This is a genomic window from Bradyrhizobium sp. MI1.3, from assembly GCF_055811695.1.
In genome coordinates, this window is the sequence record NZ_JBVVPQ010000051.1 from 19643 (window position 1) to 40311 (window position 20669).

The window sequence follows — 20669 nt, forward strand, 5'->3', positions numbered from 1 at the left end:
TATTTCTTCCAGATACCTACATCAACGTTGCCGTGACGCCTCAGGCGTAGGCGACCCAGCCGCGGAAAGTGAAGCCGGTATAGAACAGCGTCGGGTCGGAGAATCCGGCCTGCCGCAAAATCGCTTCATCCTGCGCGGGCGCGAGGATTTCCAGATGGTTGGTGACGGCGTTCCGCGCGGCCGCCGCCTGATCCGGCTCGACGCCGGACGCGGCGAGGTACGCGGAGTATCGCGAGAGCCACAGCGGGCGTTCCTCTTCGCCATTGGGCGCGCTCAAATGCGCGACCACGAAAGGCGCGCGCGGCTTGAGCCGGCGGCGGATCTCCGAGGCGATACGGCGTCGCTCCTCGACATCGACGAAGTGCAGGGTCAACAGGCAGGTGGCGCCGTCGAACGGGCCTTCCGGAGCGTCGTCGATGTAGCCCTGATGAAGACGCGCACGTGGCGCGAACGATCCGAGGGTTTGCCTCGCTAGCCCCAGCATGGCCGCGGACGGATCGACGCCATCGAAGCTCCAGCCTCCATGCGCTTGCGCAAAAGCCTTCAGCTCCAGGCCGCCGCCGGCTCCGAGAACGAGAATCCGTGCATCGTCACGCGCGCGCTCGGCCAGTAGGATCGCCGCCATGGACAGCATGGCATTGTAGCCGGGGACGAACCGTGGCGGTCCTTCGGTGTATCTCGCCACCGCTTGCGGATCGGAAAACACGTTCTGAACGTCGGTCATGATGTCGTCCTTGCTGAAATGGGCCAATCACGCGCCATGCGCGCTCATGCCCTGAAGCTTTCGCGAGCCGAGGCGCTTGCGCAGATCGTCGCCCAGCATCGCCAGCGTTACCTCGCCAAAGCGCGACAGCAGCAGCGCCTGCGCATCGCCAAACGCCTGATCGAGGGCGGCATTGACGGACTGTTCGACGAGGCAGCCCGGCGCCTCCGTCCGGTTACCAATCGCCAGAAGCGAGGGACTGCCGAGCGCGATGTAGACGTCGCGCAGCGTCACCTTCGCGAGGTCGCAAGCCAACGTCCAGCCGCCGCCGTGGCCTTTTTCGGAGCGGACGTAACCAAGGTCCCGAAGCCCGGCCATGATCCGCCGGATCACCACCGGGTTGGTATCCATTGCTTTTGCCAGGGTCTCGGACGTGAAGGGACCAGGCTGCTGTGCCATGTGCAGCAGGACGTGCAGCACGCCCGATAATCGACTGTCTCGTTTCATGTAACTTTATATGTTACATGATTTCATTCAGGTCAAGCGATTTCGGCGCGAGCCTTCCGATCTCACGCTTCGACCGGAAGCGAACTGCGCGCCGCCAGGTCTGTGCAGAATCTCGTCGCAAAGCTCAGGCGGCTGACGACGATGCGAAGCGGAACGTTCTATGGATGGCGCGTTGTCGCCGCGGCGTTCGGTCTCGCCGTTCTCGGCCTGGGGTTCGGCTTCTATGGACCGCCGATCTTCCTGAGTGCCGTTCGCGAAGCTCACGGCTGGCCGCTGGCCCTGGTCTCGACGGCCGTCACCGTGCACTTCCTGGCGGGGTCGATCGTGACGGCCAATCTGCCGACGCTCTATCGGCGCTTCGGCATTCCGGCTGTCACAAAGGCCGGGGCGCTGTCGCTGGCCGTCGGCGTCTTTGGATGGGCGATAGCAGCGACGCCGTGGCAATTGTTCGGCGCGACGGTGTTGAGTGGTGCAGGGTGGGTGACGATGGGCGTGGCCGCGGTCAACGCCATCGTGTCGCCCTGGTTCGTCCGCCGTCGTCCCGCGGCACTCGCGGTCGCCTATAACGGCGCAAATGTCGGCGGGATCATCTTTTCGCCGCTCTGGGCTGCGGCCATTGCCAAGCTTGGGTTTGCCGTTGCAGCAGCAGCCATCGGCCTGATCTTGGTCGTGGTAGTGTGGCTGCTTGCGAGCACTGTGCTGTCGCGCGCGCCGGAGCAGACCGGATCGATGCCGGACGGCGCGGCCCCGGCCGAAGAGACTGTCTCGGCGAAGAGCGCACGGCCGCTGCCGGGATCGCTGCTCTGGCGGGACCGCAAATTCCTGACGCTCGCGGCTGGCATGAGCCTGGGGCTGTTCGCACAGATCGGCCTGACCGCGCATCTCTTCTCGCTGCTGCTGCCTGCGCTCGGTGCGCAATGGACTGGTCCGGTGGTGGGACTGATCGGCGTCATGGCGATCGCCGGCCGGACGCTGCTGGGCTGGCTCATGCCTGGAAGCATCGACCGGCGGCTGGTTGCCTGCGCCAGCTACGCCGTTCAAATCGCCGGCACGATCACATTCATTGCCGCGGCCGGAACGAACATTCCGCTGTTGATCCTCGGTGTTGTCTTGTTCGGCCTCGGGTTCGGCAACGGGACGTTCCTTCCGCCGCTGATTGCGCAGCTCGAATTCGCTCCGGACGACGTGCCGCGTGTGGTCGCGCTGATCGTTGCGATGTCGCAAGGCGCCTATTCATTTGCGCCGGCGGTCTTTGGTTTGATCCGGGAATGGCTTCCGGCCGGTACGGGCGCCACGCCCGGCTTTTATGTTGCCGCGGCGCTGGTGCAGGGATTGGCGATCTGCGCATTTTGGGCGGGGCGCCTCCGAGCCGATGCGGCTTGAAACGCCGCGCAATGGCCAATGCGTCCGATGATGGCATCCTGCTCCTGTTTTGCCCGACGGAGCAACGACTTTTTGTCCGGACGGATCAACGTCTCAGCAAGGCGCCTAAGCCATTGATCCCGCTCATGCCGGCTACTGTGCATGGGGTTGTTTTCGAGATTTTTGTTTTTGAGGGCACGAAAGCGGCAGGCTGAACCGGACCTGATCCGGCTCGCCCGCTACTTCATCACCCGCAGATTCTTGGTCGTGAACCGCTGCGTCTTGTCGCCGGGACGAACCGGCCGCCGCGTGCCGGCGGCCTTGCCGGTGCCCGGTGGCTGGTGCGCGGGGACCAGCTGGTCGGGGCGGGAGCCGATCAGATCAGCGCGGCCCATCTCTTTCAGCGCCTCGCGCAGCACCGGCCAATTGTCGGGGTCGTGGTAGCGCAGGAACGCCTTGTGCAGGCGGCGCTGGCGCAGGCCCTTGATCGCCTCGACCTTGTCGCTGCCGCCGCGCCGCACGCCGCGCAGCGGGTTGACGCCGGTGTGGTACATCGCCGTTGCGGTCGCCATCGGCGAGGGCAGGAAGGTCTGCACCTGGTCGGCGCGGTAGCGATTCTTCTTCAGCCACAGCGCGAGGTTCATCATGTCCTCGTCGGTCGTGCCCGGATGCGCCGCGATGAAATACGGGATCAGATAGTATTTCTTGCCGGCCTGTTCGGCCGCCGCATCGAACATCCGCTTGAACTGGTTGTAGGCGCCGATGCCGGGCTTCATCATCTTGTCGAGCGGCCCGCGCTCGGTATGTTCAGGCGCGATCTTGAGATAACCGCCGACGTGATGGGTGACGAGCTCCTTGATGTATTCGGGGCTCTCGACCGCGAGGTCGTAGCGCACGCCGGAGGCGACCATCACCTTCTTGATGCCCTTGGTCTCGCGCACCTTGCGATAGAGCCGGATCAGATCGTCATGCGAGGTGTTGAGGTTCGGGCAGATCTCGGGGAAGACGCAGGACGGCCGCCGGCACGCGGCCTCGACCTTCGGGTCCTTGCACGCCATCCGGTACATGTTGGCGGTGGGGCCGCCGATGTCCGAGATCACGCCGGTGAAGCCGGGCGTCTTGTCGCGGATCTTCTCGATCTCGCGCAGGATCGAGCCCTCGGAACGGTTCTGGATGATGCGGCCCTCGTGCTCGGTGATCGAGCAGAAGGTGCAGCCGCCAAAACAGCCGCGCATGATCGTTACCGAGAATTTGATCATGTCCCACGCCGGGATCTTCGCGTCACCGTAGGACGGATGCGGGGCGCGTGCATAAGGAAGATCGTAGACCGCGTCCATCTCGTCGCTGGTCAGCGGGATCGGCGGCGGGTTGAGCCAGAGGTCGCGATCGCCGTGGCGCTGCACCAGCGGTCGCGCATTGCCGGGATTGCTCTCCCGGTGCAGCACGCGTGACGCGCGCGCATAGGCTTCCTTGTCCTGCTCGACTTGCTCCAGCGCCGGCAGCCGGATCACGGTCAAGCCTTTCGTCCGCGAAGCGCCCTCGTCGGCGGAATCGAGATCGTCGGCGTGCAGTTCGACATAGTCCTCAGGCACGCGGCGGAACAGCGCGACGCCCCTGATGTCGTCGAGCTCGCGCGGCGCCTCGCCGGCGGCAAGACGGTTGGCCACTTCGACCACGGCGCGCTCGGCATTGCCGTAGAGCAGCAGGTCCGCCTTGGCGTCGGCCAGCACCGAGCGGCGCACCTTGTCCGACCAGTAATCGTAATGCGCGATCCGGCGCAGCGACGCCTCGATGCCGCCGAGCACGACCGGGACGCCCTTGAACGCCTCGCGGCAACGCTGCGCGTAGACGACGGTGCAGCGGTCCGGCCGCTTGCCGCCTTCGCCGCCCGCGGTATAGGCATCGTCGCTGCGGATGCGGCGGTCCGCGGTGTAGCGGTTCACCATCGAGTCCATGTTGCCGCCGGTGACGCCGAAGAACACTTTTGGCTTGCCCAATACCTTGAACGGCTCGGCCGAATGCCAGTCCGGCTGCGAGATGATGCCGACCCGAAAGCCCTGCGCCTCCAGCAGGCGGCCGATGATGGCCATGCCGAAGCTGGGATGGTCGACATAGGCATCGCCCGTCACCAGCACGATGTCGCAGGCATCCCAGCCGAGCGCATCCATCTCGGCGCGGCTCATGGGGAGGAACGGCGCCGGCTTGCGCGGGCGTGCCTGCGCCATCAGGGGTTTTTCGGCGGCGATGATCTGGATGTCCATGGCGCATACGCATAGGACTCCGGGACGGCGAATACAACCGACGGGCACGTGAAAGATCCGGTTCCGTGGCCGGCAGCCCAGGCGTGCGACCGCGTTAACCGTTCGCGAACGCAGCCATCAGCTGTGTGCACCTTCTCGGGTCACACGCAGGAACCAACTGCCCTCGCGAACATTCTGATGCAGGGTTTGCGCCGGCCCGGCTGGCGCGCGCTCGCGCCCGGGGTCTAGTATCGCCTCGATGTTCGCCTCGGGCGGATGGGGGAGCCGTGAGTACAGTCATAGAGAACTTGCTGCTCCGAAAGCAGAAGCTCGTTGAGCAGCTCGAGAAGGCGCCCACGGTCGAGGACCGCGACAAAATCGAGCACCAGCTCGAACAGATCAACACCGCGCTGGATTTTCTGGACAGGCCCGGCACGAAAGGTGCGCGGTAGCAGCGCTCAATCCACCTGCAGTGCTCTTGCGTAGACCACGCCCGAATTGGTGACGTGCGTGGTCATCAGCGTCGCGAAGGCGGCAAACTCGCCGCGCGCGAACAGATCGAGCAGCTTGCGATGCTCGTCGAAGGACGTGCGGGTGCGCACGTCGATCGGCGAAGTCAAATTGGTGCGGAGTGCAGCGACGCGGCTGGATGCGAGCTGATAGGATTCGGCGAGATAGCGGTTGCCGCAATGGGCGAACAGCGCCTCGTGGAAAGCGGCATCGGCGCGCCCGTAGGCGATATTGTCCCGGGCCGCAATCGCCGGCTCCATCGCCGTGATCGCCTCGCTCATCGTCGCGGTCGCACCCTCGCGATCATGGTGGAAGGCGAGCTCGGCGGCCTCGGGCTCCAGCGCGATCCTGAAAGTGCAGAGCGCGGTGATGTCTTCGGCGCTTGGCGTGAAGACAAAACTGCCGACCTGCGGCCGGATCACGACGAGGCCCTGCGCCTGCAGCTGGCCCATCGCCTCGCGCACCGGGGTGCGGCTGACGCCGAAGGAGTTGGCCACCATCTCCTCGGAGATGGCGGCGCCGAGCGCGAACTCGCCGTCGATGATGGCTTGGCGCAGCCGCTGCATCACCCGCTGCGACAGCGATTTCGGTGCATCGAGCTTCAGCGATCGCATCGGCTCTCTCAGATCACCTTGCCGGGGTTGAGCAGATGATCGGGATCGAGCGCGGCCTTCAGCGTCCGCATCAGCGCGATCTCGGCCTCGCTCCTGGCATGACCCAGCCACTTCTTCTTCAAGGTGCCGATACCGTGCTCGGCGGAGACGCTGCCGCCCATCTCGCGCACGAGACCGTAGATGATCGCGTCCATCGCTTCCTTCGGCTGCTGCTCGACGGCAAGGCCGGTCACCCAGGAGACGAGATGCAGATTGCCGTCGCCGATATGGCCGTAATAGACGCTCTCGCATCCGTCGATGCCGTCCGCCAGCGCGGCCTTGCAGCGCGTGACGAACTCGTCCATCCGCGCCACGGCGAGCCCGATATCGTAGGAGATGTGCGGCCCCAGCACTTGGCCGAACTCGGCGCAGATGTCGCGCACGCGCCAGAAGCTCTGCGTCTGCCCCAGCGATTGCGCCACGGCAGCGTCGGCGAGCAGGCCGCGCTCCATCAGCTCTTCGAGCCAGCTTTGGAACCGCGGTGCGTCGAGGCTCTCGTCGGTGCCTTGCGCTTCGACTAGCACGTAGAGGCCGTGGCCTGTGGCGACCGGCGGCTTGACGCCGGCGCGAGTCGTAATGACGTCCCAATAGTCCGGCCACATCACCTCGAATGCCGACAGCAGCGGGCCGAGCCCGCTTCGCGCGGCGCCGAGCAGCGCGATCACCGCGGCATAGTCCTCGAGCGCGCAGAGCGCGGCCATGGTCGAGCGCGGTTTTGGAAACAGCCGCAGCACCACGCGGGTGATGATGCCGAGCGTGCCTTCCGAGCCGATGAACAGATGCTTCAGGTCATAGCCGGCATTGTTCTTCATCAGCTTGTTGAGGCTGGTGATGATGGTGCCGTCGGGCAGCACGACTTGGAGCCCGAGCACCAGCTCGCGCGTCATGCCGTAGCGGATCACGCGGTTGCCGCCGGCATTGGTCGAGAGGTTGCCGCCGATCGCGCAGGAGCCGCGCGAGCCGAGATCGAGCGGAAAGAAGAAGCCGGCTTCGTCGGCCGCCTGCTGGATCGTCTGAAGCGGCGTGCCTGCTTTCACCGTCATCGTCATCGAGGCGTGATCGATCTCCTCGATGCCGCTCATGCGCTCCAGCGAGATCGCGACCCAGCCTGCCTCAGGCGATGCGCCGCGGCACAGCCCGGTCAATCCGCCCTGCGGCACGAACGGCAGATGTGCCTGCCGGCAAGTCGCGATCGCATCCGCAACGCCTTGCGCGTCGACCGGGCGGATTACCGCGAGCGGCGTTTGCGGCAGGCTCGCGCTCCAGTCGTTGCAATTGCGCGCGGGCACGTCGGTGCCAACAAGCACGGCTGCGGCGCCGAGCCTGCCGCGCAAGGCGCTAAGCAACTGGGCGGGCCGCTCGACGGGGGTCACCATGTCCATGCGAGACCTCCTCGGAATCTGGCTGCGTGTCATGCGCGCCATGACGATGGAAAGGATTTGCGCCTTTCTTGTATGTAAGGTACAAGGTGGAAAGTAAAGCAAAAACAAGGCTTGCCAAGCCCCTGGTTCGATCGTCCGAGATCAGAGGCCTGGTCCGAAGCCACAGCAACGGATGGTGTGATGACGGAGGCAATTCGCGGGTTCTGGGTGGCGTCGGCGACGCCGCTTGCCGCCGACGGCAGCGTGGACTCCGCCAAGCTCGCGGCCCACGCCAAGCAACTCTTCGGCAAGGGCGTCGACGGTGTCGTGCTGTTCGGCACCACCGGCGAGGGCACCTCCTTCAATGTCGCCGAACGGGTCGCGACCATCGAGGCCGTGCTCAAGGCCGGCGTCGCGCCGGACCGAATTGGAATCGGCGGCGGCTTCCCCGCAATCAGCGACAGCATCGCATTGACGCGTGCCGTGCTCGGACTCGGTCTGCGTCACGTGCTGTATCTGCCGCCTTACTTCGACCGCAGCGTCACCGCTGAAGGCATCGAGGATGCCTTTGCGGCGATCCTCGACGGCGTCGCCGACGATCGCCTGCGCGCCTACCTCTATCATATCCCGCAGATCTCGGGTGTCGCGGTCCCGACGAGCGTCGCCGCGAATCTGCGCAAGCGCCACGGCAAGGTCGTTGCAGGCCTGAAAGACTCCAGCGGCGACTTCAAGCAGTTCCAGGCGTTCCGCGCCGCCGCTCCTGAGCTCGCCATCACCGTCGGCAACGAGGTTGACATCACCCGCGCGATCGCCGCCGGCGGCGCCGGCACCATCTGCGGCATGGCCAACATCGCGCCGGAGCTGGTCAAGGCCATGATCGACGGCAAGGATGTCGAAGCACGCATGCAGGCTGCCGTGGACATCGTGGTGAAATCGCCATCCTTCCTCACGACGCTGAAAGCCATCCTCGCGGCACAGACGGGCGATGCGAGCTGGCTGCGTGTGCGGCCGCCGCTCCGGGCCTTATCCGACGGCACCGTGCTCAAGCGGAAGCTCGACGAGCTGACGGCTCCCGCCATCGCGTGAGATCGCGCAAAACCGCGACACGTTGCCGCAAATTCGCGCGCTGCGTGTCGCGCTCGCTGCGCAATCAATCGAAGATTGCCGAACAGCGGGATCGGAATCTAGAACCCTTCAACGCTAGAGCGATTCAAGTTCGCTTGCGGTTCTCTTCACGAACAGCGGCTGTTAGACGCGCCAGCTTCTGCGTCTGACTTGGAAGTGAATCGAAAGTGCGTGTCTATCTGGACGGCCAGCGCGTCAGCGGCCGTCGAACGCTTGCCGGCGAGAGCCGCGCGGGTCTTCTCATTGGAGCGGCCGTGCTGCTCGCCGAATTTCTCTCCAGCTCGGCGACCGCGCAGGCCCAATCCGCACTTCCGCCGGTGACGGTGGAAGCGCGGGCTCCGCGGCCGAAAGCGGCGCGTGCATCGGACCAGTCTCCGCGCCGCACGCAAACCGCCGCGCGCCAGCGCAATCACAATCCAGCACCCGCAGCGCCGACGCTCTCGGAGCGCGCCGCCGCGGAAGCCGCCGCGCAACAGGCCGCCAAGCTCGGCTACCGCGCGATGCCGAGCGCAACCACGTTGCGCAGCGGCGCCTCGCCGCTCGACACCTCGCAGGCCGTCAACGTCGTCCCTGCGCAAGTGTTGAAGGACCAGCTTCCGCGCAACATCGACGATGCGCTCGTCAATATCTCCGGCATCACCCAGACCAACACGCTCGCCGGCACCCAGGACGCCGTGATCCGTCGCGGATTCGGCGACAACCGCGACGGCTCGATCATGCGCAACGGCATGCCCCTGGTGCAGGGGCGCAGCCTGAATGCAGCCGTCGACAGCGTCGAGGTGCTGAAGGGGCCGGCCTCGCTGCTTTACGGCATCATGGATCCCGGCGGCATCGTCAACACCATCAGCAAGCGTCCGGAGCTCTATCAGCACGGCTCGGTCACGCTGCTCGGCTCGACCTTCGCGAACAACCGCAGCGGCGCTGACGGCACGCTCGACATCACCGGTCCGATCGGCGACGGCGGTCTCGCCTATCGTTTCATCGGCTACGGCGTCAGCGAGGACTATTGGCGCAATTTCGGCCGCCACAGGGAAATGCTGGTCAACCCGTCGCTCGCCTGGTACGGCGACACCACGACGGTCCAGCTAACCTACGAGCACCGCGAATTCATCACTCCGTTCGACCGCGGCACCGCGTTCGTCAACGGCGCTCCGCTGGCGATCCCGAAGACGCGCCGGCTCGACGAGCCCTTCAACAACATGTGGGGCACCTCCGACCTGGTGCAGGCCTCGGTTGAGCAGAAGCTCGACGACAATTGGAAGGTCACGGCGGCCTATAGCTACAACACCGAAACATATAGCGCCAATCAGCTTCGCATCACCGGCGTCAACGCCAAGAGCGGTGTGGAGACCCGCAGCAATGACGGCACCCAGAACTCGCTGAGCAACGCCAGTTACGGCACCTCCTATTTACAGGGTGACGTCTGGGTGGGCGGCTTCCGCAACGAGATCCTGTTCGGTGGCGAGGCGCTGTATCGCACGATCGATCGCCACGACTTGATCCGTCAGGCGACCCCGAGCTTCAATTTCTACAACCCGGTCTACGGACTGATCTCGCCGGGCACGGCTGTTTCGCCAACGGACAGCGAACAGACTGACAAGCTCGGCACCCGCGGCTTCTTCGCTCAGGACACCTTCCATCTGACCAACTGGCTGTCCGTGGTCGGAGGCGTGCGCTGGATGGAATACGAGCAGCTCGCCGGAAAAGGCCGGCCGAACTTCATCACAAACACTAATTTGGCGGGTGACAAGGTGCTGCCGCTCGGCGGCGTCATCTTCAAGCTGAACGATCAGCTCTCCTACTACGTGAGCTATACGCAGTCGTTGAAGCCGACATCGGTCATCGCAGCGTTCACCTCCGGCTTTGTCGTCGACTCCACCATCGCGCCCGAAGAAGGAACGCAATGGGAAACCGGTCTGAAGTTCGATGTCAACAAGCGGCTGTCGGGCACCCTGGCCGTCTACGACATCCAGAAGAAGAATGTCCTGGTGCTGGATGACATCGGCGGAGGCAAGTCGGCGGCGCGCGCCTCTGGCGCGGCCAAGTCGCGCGGCGTCGAATTGGACGTGACCGGCAAACTGACTGATCAATGGAGCCTGATCGGAAGTTATGGGTATACCGATGCCCGGCTGATCAATGATCCCGCTGTCGGTAACGCCAAGCTCCTGAACGCCGCCATGAACACGGCTTCGCTCTATCTCGTCTATGATTTCGGCGATGCGCTGCCCGGACGTCTGCGGCTCGGCGGCGGCGCGCACTATGTCGGTGACCGACCGGGCGACTCCCTCAACACGTTCTTCCTGCCGGCCTATACCGTCGCGGACATCTTTGCGACTTACGACACCAAGATCGACAATCTGCCGGTGACCTATCAATTCAACGTCAAGAACCTGTTCGACAAGGTCTACTATACGTCCACCACCGGAAACGCTCTGAACGTCGCGATCGGCGACGCGCGCAGGATATCCCTGTCGGCGACGGTGAAGTTCTAGCGATGACGGTGTGGCGCGAGGAAGCCGATTTCCCGGTCGTGCAGACCAGAAGGGCCGGCGCCGATGCATGAGTGCTGGCGCGCGATCAAGGCCGTTCTGCTTCAGGTCCATTCCATCGCGGGCCTCGCGCTCGCGCTGCTACTCGCTGTGATCGCGCTGACCGGTGCGATCATGAGTTTCGAGGACGAGATCGGCGACTATCTGAACCGCGGCATCATGCAGGTCGCGCCGCGCCAGGCAGCGGCGCTGATGCCGGACGAACTGGTTGCGCGCCTGACTGCGGCGCAGGATGTCGGCAAGGTCTCCGCCGTGACGCTAGCAAGTGATCCGTCCGCCGCGGTGCATGTGCGCTTCGCCCGCGACGAACGAGGCGCGCGGCCGTCCTCGCTCTATGTCGATCCCTATGACGCGCGCGTGTTGGGCGCACCGCGCGGCGAAGAGTTTTTCGCGACCGTGCGCAAGCTGCATCGCTGGCTGTTGATTCCCGGCGACGCCAAGGGCTGGGGGCGTCAGATCACGGGCGTGGCCGCGCTCGGCTTGATCGTGATGCTCATCTCGGGCCTCGTGCTGCGCTGGCCGCGGCGTGCAGGCAGCGTGAAGATGTGGCTGAAGCCCAATGTCCGGCTCAGCGGGCGCGGGCTGCATCGGTCGCTGCATGCGGTGATCGGCACCTGGGTCCTGCCGGTCTATCTGGTGATGACGCTCACCGGGCTCTGGTACTCGTTCGACTGGTACAAGGATGGCGTCGTCTGGTTGCTGTCGCGGCCGCAAGTCGCCGCCGCTAAGATGCAGCCCAAGATGCCCACAAAGGCGTCGCGTGCCACCGGCGCCGGCGAGACGGCGCCGCCGATCGGCTTTGATCGCGCGTGGGCCGCCTTCCTGCACGAAGAGGGCAGCCGCTTCTCCAAGGCGTTACTGACGCTGCCCGCCGGTCCGGGCACGGTGATACGGATCCGCTCCTGGGGGAAAGACTCCACCCTCGATACTACCCGCGACGAACTCCGCATCGACGCCGTGACCGGTCAGTTGGTCTCTGCGGAACGCTACGCCGACAAGACGTTCGGCGAGAAGATCATCGCGAATGTGCTCGACATCCACCGCGGTGCGATTCTGGGTTGGCCCGGCAAGCTCGCGTTCATGGTCGCGGCTGCGCTGATGCCGCTGTTCGCGGTCACCGGCGTCCTGCTCTATCTGTCGCGCCGCAGGATGCGGCGCCCTGTGCAGCCGCGGCTCGGCCGGCTCGTGCCGGGCGAGTGAACGGACGAACTGCTTCGACACGGCTTGGGGTCGCCCGGCTGACCTGCCGCCCTCATGTCACTTCGCCTGCATGCGCCGTTCGTCAATGACGATGTCGTTGTTGATGGCGTAGACGAAGCAGCCGCCATCTCGGCCGTTCCGCGCGGGATCGCTGTTGCATTTCGCCAACGCGGAGGTCTGGGCGTCTTTCAGGCTGGGATCCCCTGCCGAGATGAATAGTTTGCCCCAGGGATGGATCGCGATCGCCTTGGGCTCCATGGCCTTGTCGTAGTTCTGCACGTCAGGGCGCTGTCGCGTGATCCGCCGGATGATCGGAATCTGCGACAAGTCGTACTTGCCTGCATAGTGCAGCCGCGGCATGTCTCTCGACGCGAGCTCGCCTTCGGCGACGATTTCCTCGTTGACGGCCAGCAGGGCGCATGGCTTGCCGTAGCGGAGCTGACACGCTTCGAGCGAGCGGTCGCCGGTGACAGACGGGTCTTCATGCTCGCAGGAGCGAAAATAGCTTGCGCGGATGAGCTCCACGGCCTGTCCCTTGTTGGGTTTGCAGGCGAGATAGTCCTTGATCAGCGTGTCGCGAAGCGTTGGGTGTACGGCCGGCGTCGCTGCGGCCATGATCGAGGCCATTGCCCGCTCGAATTGCGATTTGCGTTCGGCATTGGTGAGCGCGGCCATGGCGACGCCCGGAAGCGCCAGAAATATCACCAGGAATTTCAACATTTTCATATTGCGCCCCCCAGACGATTTGGAAACTCTAGCCCCCAAGCGCGGCATACGAAACGATTTTTCAGCGAGGGGCCAGGGCGGGCGCGCCGCCGGGCGGGGCCATGCCCCGGATCGGGCTGGCCAACCGGACGGCAATCATTCAAGAACCAGTCCCGTTCAAGTCTCCTAAGGTTGCCTACCCCATGAAGCTCACCACCGTCACCCCCGCCGACATTCGCCGCGCGCTGCTGCTTCGCGAGGAGATCGCGCTGCTCGATCTCAGGCACGAGGCTGGTTTCGCGACGGGACATCCATTGTTCGCCGCCAATTTGGCCGCCGATCGGATCGAGATCGAAGCCGAGGTCAGGCTGCCGCGCAAAAATGTGCCGATCGTGCTCTATGACGACGGCGAGGGATTGGTCACTGCCGGCACCGAGCGGCTGGCCGCGCTCGGCTATACCAACGTCCGCGCGCTCGATGGCGGGCTGAAGGCCTGGCGCGACGCGGGCTATCAGGTGTTCGAGGACGTCAACTCCTACTCAAAAGCCTTTGGCGAGCTGGTCGAATCGCGCAGGCATACGCCGTCGTTCAGTGCCGACGAGGTGGCAAAACTCATCGCGGACAAGGCCAACATCGCCATCCTCGACGTTCGCCGCTTCGACGAATATGCCACCATGAACATTCCGGGCTCGGTCAGCGTGCCCGGCGCGGAGCTGGTGCTGCGGGCAGGGCAGGCGGCACCCGATGCCGACACCACCATCATCGTCAATTGCGCCGGCCGCACCCGCTCGATCATCGGCACCCAATCGCTGATCAATGCTGGCGTGCCGAACAAGGTTCGGGCGCTGCGCAACGGCACCATCGGTTGGACGCTGGCGCGGCATACGCTTGATCATGGTGCCGACCGGCGTGGCGCGATCGGATCGTTCGCGGGCGGCCGGGCCAATGCGCGCGACGTCGCCTATCGCGCCGGTGTCCGGCATATCGGCGCGAGCGAGATGGCTGCGCTTGTCGCGCAGACCGATCGCACGCTCCATCGCTTCGACGTGCGTGACGCCGAGGAATATGCCGCAGGTCATCTCCCGGGGTTTCGCCACTATCCTGGCGGCCAGCTCGTCCAGGAGACCGATATGGCAGCACCAGTGCGCGGCGCGCGCATCGTGCTGACCGACGACAGGGGCGTCCGCGCCGACATGACGGCGTCCTGGCTCGCGCAGATGGGTTGGGAGGTCTATGTACAGGAAGGTGGCTATGACGGCGCCCTCGAAATCGGTCCGCCGCACGTCCTGCCCAAGCCCGACCCCGCCCACCGTTACCGCCGCCCCTATGAAGGCACCGGCGTCGACGAGCGCGCGATGCAGGCCTATCTCGACTGGGAGTATGGTCTGGTCGATCAGTTGCGGCTTGACGGAACGCACGGGTTTTATGTGATCTGACGACCGCTCCGCCATCTTCTCCCCGTATCCGAACCCTATTGTGCTGCGCATCCCCCGCGGTCTATGAGCTGCGGCAAAGCTGTGACCCACGGAGATTTCATGCCAGTCCCAGGCCAAAGCCCTGAGCGGAGCGCGAAGGCGCTGCTGCTCGAAGGCGTCAACGACAGCGCCGTGGACCTGTTCAGAACGGCGGGTTTCACCAATGTCGAGCGCCTGACCAAGGCGCTGGACGGCGAGGATTTGCGGCGGGCGCTTAAGGGCGTGTCGCTGCTCGGCATTCGCTCGCGCACCCAGATCACCGATGAGGTGCTGGAAGCAGCCGACCAGCTTCTCGCCGTCGGCTGCTTCAGCGTCGGTACCAACCAGGTCGATCTGCTGGCGGCGCGCAAGCGCGGCATTCCGGTGTTCAACGCGCCGTTCTCGAACACGCGGAGCGTCGCCGAGCTCGTGATCGGCGAGATCGTGATGCTGCTGCGGCGCATCTTCCCGCGCTCGGTGTCGGCCCATGAGGGCGGCTGGGACAAGTCGGCGACCGGCAGCCGCGAAGTGCGCGGCCGCACCCTTGGCATCATCGGCTACGGCAACATCGGCTCGCAGCTCTCGACGCTGGCCGAAGCGATCGGCATGCGCGTGATCTATTTCGACCGTACCGACAAGCTCCGCCACGGCAACACTGAGCCGGTCGAAAAGCTGGAAGAGCTGCTGGCGCAGAGCGACGTCGTCAGCCTGCACGTGCCGGAGACGCCGGAGACCGCTGGGATGATCGGTGAGAAGGAGCTGCGGGCGATGAAGCCCGGCTCCCTTCTGATCAACAACAGCCGCGGCACCGTCGTCGATCTCGATGCGCTGGCGGGGGCTCTGCGCGACGGTCATCTCGCGGGTGCCGCCATCGACGTGTTTCCGGTCGAGCCGTCCTCGAATTCGGACCGCTTCAAGAGCCCGGTGCAGGGCCTCGGCAATGTCATCCTCACGCCGCATATCGGCGGCTCGACCGAGGAGGCGCAGGAGCGCATCGGCGGCGAGGTGGCGCGCAAGCTGGTCGATTTTTTCATCACCGGCTCGACCACGGGGGCGGTGAATTTTCCGGAGGTGCAGTTGCATCTGCGTCCCTCCGGCGCGCGCTTCAGCCACGTCCATCGCAACGTGCCCGGCATGCTGCGCCGGCTCAACGAGGTCTTCCTCCAGCGCGACATCAACATCGCCGCGCAGTATCTGGAGACCTCGGGCGACCTCGGTTACGTCGTGCTCGATGCCGACCTCGGCGGCCAGGATTCAGGCGCGCTGCTGCAGCAGATCCGCAGCCTCGAGGGGACCGTCGGCGCGCGGCTGGTGTTTGAGCACTAGCACTGCATTGACGACCGGCCGCAGGCGCCTTGAATGCGGCCTTCTGGCGGAACGAACAGGAACTCAGGGGGAAACGATGGCGCAAATCCATGTGACACTGTGCGCATTGCTGGTGGGCGCAGCGGGCGTGCTCGGCGCGAATTCGGCTTCAGCGGCGACGCTGGCCGAGGATGCGGACACCGTCTGCAAGGGCCTCGTCGGCGGCATCGACGCCGTGAAGATCGATTCGGCGACGTTGCTGGCGCCGTCGCAGCTTGCCGTCGCCGAACGCGGCCCGACGCCGTCGCAGCGCGTCACGCCCGCCAATCCCGGCTTCTGCAAGCTGCTCGGCCATATCGATCCCAGCGATCCCAAGGCGCCGCCGATCAAATTTCAGGTCAATCTGCCCGTCGAATGGAACGGCCGCTCGCTGCAATATGGCGGCGGCGGATTCAACGGCGTGCTGATCACGGGCCTGACGCTGCCGCCGGCCTATCCCTTCGACAAGCCGTCGCCGCTCGCGCGCGGCTTCGTCACCTACGGCACCGATTCCGGTCATGAGTCCAAGCCGGGCGAACCGCCGCAGCTGTTCGCGCTCAACGACGAAGCCTTCGAGAATTTCGCCCATCGCGCCTACAAGAAGGTGCGCGATGCCGCCGTCACGCTGATGCAGCGCGCCTACGGCAAGAGACCTGAGAAGATGTACTTCATGGGTTCGTCCGAAGGCGGCCGCGAAGGCCTCACCATGGCACAGCGCTATCCTGACGATTTCGACGGCATCTTTGCCCGCGTGCCTGTCATCAACTGGGTCGGCCTTCAGCATGCCGGCACGCGTTCCGGGCTCGTGACCATGGGTGACGGCTGGATCAACCCGGCGCAGGTGAAGCTTGTGGGCGATGCCGTGCGCGCGGCTTGCGACAAGGCCGATGGCTCCGATGACGCGCTGGTGCAGGATCCTGTATCCTGCAAGGCGGCGTTCAAGGCGGAGACGCTGCGTTGCGCGAGCGGCAAGACCGGCGATCAGTGCCTCACCGACGCACAGATCAAGGCAATCGAGACCCTGCATGCGACCTACAAATTCCCGTTCGCGCTTGCCAATGGCCTCGACGACTATCCGGGCTGGGGCGTGTCGGGCGAGGACACGCCGGCGGTTGGCCCGACCGGCGGCTGGGTCGCGTGGTGGCTCGGCACGGCGCCCCCGGCGCAGCCACCCACGCCCAATAACGGCATCGCCTGGATCTACGGTGCCGGCGGCATCCAATATGTGTTCGCGCGCGATCCCAAGCTCGACGTGACGACGTACAAGCCCGAACAGCACAAGGCGCGGCTGCTCGAGGTCTCCAGCCTGATGGATTCCACCGACCCCGATCTCAGCCGCTTCCGCGCTCGCGGCGGCCGGCTGATCATGCTCGAGCACATGGCGGACTACGCGCAGAGCCCCTATGCCGGCATCCGTTATTTCGAGAACGTCGAACGTAAGCTCGGCAAGGCCGAGACGGCTGAATTCGCGCGGCTCTACACCGCGCCCGGCGTCGACCATGTCGGATCCGGCGCGCCGGCCAATGTCGACATGCTGAGCGCGCTGGTCGACTGGGTCGAAAAGGCCAAGGCGCCCGGCAACCTCGAAGTCGCCGAGCAGAAGGTCGAGGCGCCGTCGTTTGCGACGCTTCGCGCGCTGCCGCTGTGCCGCTGGCCGGCCTGGCCGCACTACAAGAGCGGCCCGCTGACGGAGGCGTCGAGCTTCATGTGCGCTCCGTAGCAGGCGCACCACGTCGGAGGAAGCGTCACCCGGTGGCCATTGCCTGCGCGCCGCCGAGCAGCTGCGCGTTAAGCCGGCCGCCGGAGAACAGCATGTCGTCGAGGGCTTCGTCGATATCGGCGGAGACCACGGTGTTGCCGCCGTCCCGCGCAATGCTTCCTTGCGCCAGCCGCCGCATCAGCTCCTTGATGAAGGCGCAACTCGTGCCGTCGCTACGCCGGGCAGCCTCTGCGATGACCGCCTCGTCGAGCGGCAGTCCCTTGCCGTAGAGCCGGACCAGCTTGCCGCGGCCGGTCTCGTTGGGTAGCGGCACTTCGATGGCTTGGTCGATGCGGCCGGGGCGACCCGCGAGAGCACCTTCGAGGTCCTCCGGCCGGTTGGTGGTCAGGACGAACAGGATGTCGGCATCTTCCTTCAGCCCGTCCATCTCGTTGAGCAGCTTGTTCAGCATGGATTCCTCACACGGCCCCATGTCATCGCGGTCACGGGCGATGAGATCGACATCCTCGATCACCACCATCGACGGCTGGAGCAGCCGTGCCAGGCTCATATAGGCGCCGAGCAGACCGATCTGTTCGGCCGTGATGATCAGCGTCGTATGCCCGGGCAAATGCGTTGCGAGATAGCGGATCGTGTGGGTCTTGCCGGTGCCCGGCGGGCCGTACAGCAAGATGCCTTTGCGGGTCGATTGGCCCAACCGGCGCAATTGGTCTCGGGTGTTGACGAAGGTCAGAACGTTGCGATCGAGCAGCCGCAGGGTCTGCTCCGGCAGGATCACCTCGTCGCGCGACACCTGCGGCAAGCGATGCACCGTGATGCCGCGCGAGCGACCGCGATAGTCGGAGTCCGCATCGAGCGACAGGATCTTGCCGCGATAGGTCCGCGCAGCCTGTACGGCTTCTTCCAATTCACTGAAGCACTGCTGGACCAGAGCCGCGCCTGCGGAACCTGAAGACACCAGGATCTCGATCCGAATTCCGGGCTCGCGACTGTATTCGCGGTGTGCGCAGAGCAAAACCGCATAGCGGAGATGATCCTGCTCACACAGCCATAGTCCGTTATCCAGACACTTGACCGGGCGCTTCTCGCCTACGTCGACGTCGGAATATTGCAGCGGGGCGATCGCGATCGCATAGCGGCCCTCCTTGAGCAGCCGTGGAATCGACAGCGTTTCGTAGCGCTGCTCCTCGTTCAATCCCACCAGCCGGATGGCCTTGCCGAAGAGCCGGTCGACTGCGGCCTGGAGATCGACGCGCATGTGGCCGGGAAATTGGCGGATCGTGGTCACGAGTTTGCTGCGCGCGGTGCTGGCAAGGTGCCAATCGAGAACGTCGCAAGCAAAGTCGAAATCTTCCTCTTGTTCGTTCGAGGGCTCATCCGCCGCACGCATGCAGTCGCTGCACAGCCAGACCGTGCGGTCGCCGATACGCACGTCCATCTGTCCCTCGGGCTTCCCGCAGAGTTCGCAAGGAGTTTTGACCGCCTCAAGCGTGACCTGCAGTCGATGGCCGGCCAGGCCGATCGATTGTTGCGCAGATTTGAAAAGGACTTCGGCAACCGATTGAGGGTAAGGTCCGCAAACCGCCTTTTCCTTCTGCTCGATCTGGGTGATCAGCGCGGTCGCTTCACGGTCTGATTTGCCGAAGACCTGCCGAAGCAGATCCATCACGAATTGGTCCGGCGTATCATCGTCATTATGAATTACGAGCTGGGTCGGCTGGTTCTCGCCACGCATACTGTTCATCACGAAAGGTCTCCGGGACAATCTATGATTGAATAGAACGAATAGGGAACACAAAAAGCAGCGACCGTCAAGCGGGGCGGCGGCGACTAATTGCGATTGGTGGCTGAGGTCCTGGTGCGCCGGTGCGGCCCTGTTCCTCGACGACTGCCGCGGCACATCGACCTAGCCGCCGCTCTTTGACAATCTGAACCGCTTCGACTATCTATTTCGCATGCGAAATAAAGCAGCCGGCGCGGGGCATCATCGGCTGATCTACCTGTTGAGCGTTGCGCAGCGGCGCTTGCAGCGCTGGATGGCGGCGCAGCCTTCGAGCGAGGTCACGCCGGCGCAGGCAGGGCTTCTGTTCATCCTCGGCAAGCAGGACGGCGTCCTGATGGGCGAGGCGGGCACGGCGCTCGATCTGGGGCCGGCCGGCATCTCCGGCCTCGTCGACCGCACGGCAGCTGCAAGATTGATCGAGCGGCGGGCCGATCGCGAGGACGGGCGCGCCTGGCGCGTATGGCTGACGCCGAGGGGTCGTGCAGCGCTCGCACAGGCAAAGGCCAACGCGGCACAGGTCAACGCTGCCTTGACGGACGGATTCACCAGTGCGGAGATCGATATCGTCGCGCGCTGGCTGACCAGCATTCAGGACAAGTTTCCAAGAGAACTTCCAACAGAGCCTTTGAGCGATACAGAGGAATAGAGGAGAGACCCATGACCGAGCACGTCCGGATCGAGAACGACGGCGGAATTCTTACGCTCACGCTGGCGCGCCCCGACAAGAAGAACGCACTGACGGATGCGATGTACGGCAAGCTTGCCGATGCCATCGAATCCGCCGAGTCCGATGCGTTGGCCCGCGTGATCCTGATCCGCGGCGAGGGCGACATGTTCACTGCCGGCAACGACGTCGGCGAATTCGCGGCGGTCGCGGCGGGCAAGTCGGAAGGAAGCCGCAACGTCGTGCGCTTCATCCAGTCGCTGGCGCGCTGCACCCGGCCCTTGGTCGCCGCGGTGCAGGGCCGCGCCGTCGGCGTCGGCACCACGATGCTGCTGCATTGCGACCTCGTCGTGCTTGCCGACAACGCGCAATTGTCGACGCCCTTCGTCAGCCTTGCGCTGGTGCCGGAAGCCGCCTCCAGCCTGCTGATGCCGGCGCGCATCGGCTATGCGCGGGCTTACGAGATGTTCGCGCTGGGCGAGGCCGTGCCGGCCAAATCCGCGCTGGAATGGGGGCTCGCCAACCGCGTGGTGCCGCTCGACAAGCTCGATGCCGAGGCGCTCGCGCTGGCGCAGCGTCTTGCCCGTCAGCCGGCCGGCGCGCTCACCGCCACCAAGAAGCTGATGCGCAATGGCGAGGCGCTGGTCGCGCAGATGAATGCCGAAGGCGAGCAGTTCGGACTGCGCCTGCGCACCGCCGAGGCGCGCGAGGCCTTCACGGCGTTCGCGGAACGCCGCCCGCCGGATTTCACCAAGGTTGCGTGATGGCCGGGGCCGGGGCTCCTTGGGC

At 65.1% G+C, this 20669-nt stretch carries 17 protein-coding genes; 10 read left to right on the top strand and 7 right to left on the bottom strand.

From position 1 onward, the window contains the following. Positions 1–40: 40 nt before the first annotated feature. Together AC0L3A_RS28920 and AC0L3A_RS28925 are read right to left on the bottom strand one after the other, a co-directional pair. Positions 41–724, bottom strand: a complete 684-nt coding sequence (locus AC0L3A_RS28920; protein WP_007597664.1) for a class I SAM-dependent methyltransferase — start codon at positions 722–724, stop codon at positions 41–43. 27 nt (positions 725–751) lie between these two features. Further along, on the bottom strand, positions 752–1210 hold the full coding sequence (locus tag AC0L3A_RS28925; protein ID WP_007597663.1) for an Rrf2 family transcriptional regulator: 459 nt from the start codon (positions 1208–1210) through the stop codon (positions 752–754). Between the two features lie 141 nt (positions 1211–1351). On the opposite strand from AC0L3A_RS28925, the gene AC0L3A_RS28930 reads away from it, so the two are divergent. After that, positions 1352–2593, top strand: coding sequence for an MFS transporter (locus tag AC0L3A_RS28930; RefSeq protein ID WP_354126946.1), 1242 nt, complete (start codon positions 1352–1354; stop codon positions 2591–2593). A 218-nt stretch (positions 2594–2811) separates the two neighbouring features. Here the strand turns inward: AC0L3A_RS28930 and AC0L3A_RS28935 are convergent, their stop codons facing one another. After that, the gene (locus tag AC0L3A_RS28935) at positions 2812–4833 is read right to left on the bottom strand and encodes a YgiQ family radical SAM protein (RefSeq protein ID WP_354126945.1); all 2022 of its coding nucleotides are present in this window, start codon (positions 4831–4833) and stop codon (positions 2812–2814) included. Positions 4834–5099: 266 nt separating this feature from the next. Here AC0L3A_RS28935 and AC0L3A_RS28940 point away from each other — a divergent pair, with 266 nt between their 5' ends. Further along, complete coding sequence (locus AC0L3A_RS28940; RefSeq protein ID WP_007597654.1) at positions 5100–5264, top strand: hypothetical protein; 165 nt, start codon at positions 5100–5102, stop codon at positions 5262–5264. Positions 5265–5270: 6 nt separating this feature from the next. Here AC0L3A_RS28940 and AC0L3A_RS28945 read toward each other — a convergent pair whose 3' ends face one another. Next, positions 5271–5936: a GntR family transcriptional regulator gene (locus AC0L3A_RS28945; RefSeq protein WP_354126944.1), complete on the bottom strand. Its 666-nt coding sequence runs from the start codon at positions 5934–5936 to the stop codon at positions 5271–5273. Positions 5937–5944: 8 nt separating this feature from the next. Next, a complete protein-coding gene (locus AC0L3A_RS28950; RefSeq protein ID WP_007597645.1) occupies positions 5945–7357 on the bottom strand; it encodes an FAD-binding oxidoreductase in 1413 nt (470 codons plus the stop codon). Between the two features lie 180 nt (positions 7358–7537). On the opposite strand from AC0L3A_RS28950, the gene AC0L3A_RS28955 reads away from it, so the two are divergent. From AC0L3A_RS28955 to AC0L3A_RS28965, 3 genes are all read left to right on the top strand, one after another. After that, the gene (locus AC0L3A_RS28955; protein WP_354126943.1) at positions 7538–8422 is read left to right on the top strand and encodes a dihydrodipicolinate synthase family protein; all 885 of its coding nucleotides are present in this window, start codon (positions 7538–7540) and stop codon (positions 8420–8422) included. A gap of 206 nt (positions 8423–8628) precedes the next feature. Then, positions 8629–10953 (top strand): TonB-dependent siderophore receptor, encoded by a 2325-nt coding sequence (locus AC0L3A_RS28960; RefSeq protein WP_473255585.1) that lies wholly within the window; start codon positions 8629–8631, stop codon positions 10951–10953. 63 nt (positions 10954–11016) lie between these two features. Continuing rightward, a complete protein-coding gene (locus tag AC0L3A_RS28965) occupies positions 11017–12210 on the top strand; it encodes a PepSY-associated TM helix domain-containing protein (protein WP_354126941.1) in 1194 nt (397 codons plus the stop codon). A 57-nt stretch (positions 12211–12267) separates the two neighbouring features. Here AC0L3A_RS28965 and AC0L3A_RS28970 read toward each other — a convergent pair whose 3' ends face one another. Next, positions 12268–12936 carry a hypothetical protein gene (locus tag AC0L3A_RS28970; RefSeq protein WP_219682492.1) on the bottom strand — a complete coding sequence of 223 codons (669 nt, stop codon included), beginning with the start codon at positions 12934–12936 and terminating at the stop codon, positions 12268–12270. A gap of 182 nt (positions 12937–13118) precedes the next feature. On the opposite strand from AC0L3A_RS28970, the gene AC0L3A_RS28975 reads away from it, so the two are divergent. From AC0L3A_RS28975 to AC0L3A_RS28985, 3 genes are all read left to right on the top strand, one after another. Next, positions 13119–14351 (top strand): rhodanese-like domain-containing protein, encoded by a 1233-nt coding sequence (locus tag AC0L3A_RS28975; protein ID WP_354126940.1) that lies wholly within the window; start codon positions 13119–13121, stop codon positions 14349–14351. A gap of 99 nt (positions 14352–14450) precedes the next feature. Then, positions 14451–15695 (top strand): phosphoglycerate dehydrogenase, encoded by a 1245-nt coding sequence (gene serA / locus AC0L3A_RS28980; RefSeq protein WP_007597639.1) that lies wholly within the window; start codon positions 14451–14453, stop codon positions 15693–15695. Between the two features lie 76 nt (positions 15696–15771). After that, the gene (locus AC0L3A_RS28985; RefSeq protein ID WP_473255586.1) at positions 15772–17433 is read left to right on the top strand and encodes a tannase/feruloyl esterase family alpha/beta hydrolase; all 1662 of its coding nucleotides are present in this window, start codon (positions 15772–15774) and stop codon (positions 17431–17433) included. A gap of 25 nt (positions 17434–17458) precedes the next feature. On the opposite strand, the gene AC0L3A_RS28990 is transcribed toward AC0L3A_RS28985, so the two are convergent. Then, positions 17459–19177 (bottom strand): ATP-dependent Clp protease adaptor ClpS, encoded by a 1719-nt coding sequence (locus AC0L3A_RS28990; RefSeq protein ID WP_473255594.1) that lies wholly within the window; start codon positions 19175–19177, stop codon positions 17459–17461. A gap of 211 nt (positions 19178–19388) precedes the next feature. Between AC0L3A_RS28990 and AC0L3A_RS28995 the strand changes: the two genes are divergently transcribed. Beyond that, positions 19389–19862, top strand: coding sequence for a MarR family winged helix-turn-helix transcriptional regulator (locus AC0L3A_RS28995; RefSeq protein ID WP_473255587.1), 474 nt, complete (start codon positions 19389–19391; stop codon positions 19860–19862). An 11-nt stretch (positions 19863–19873) separates the two neighbouring features. After that, positions 19874–20644: an enoyl-CoA hydratase gene (locus AC0L3A_RS29000; RefSeq protein WP_473255588.1), complete on the top strand. Its 771-nt coding sequence runs from the start codon at positions 19874–19876 to the stop codon at positions 20642–20644. Positions 20645–20669 lie beyond the last annotated feature (25 nt).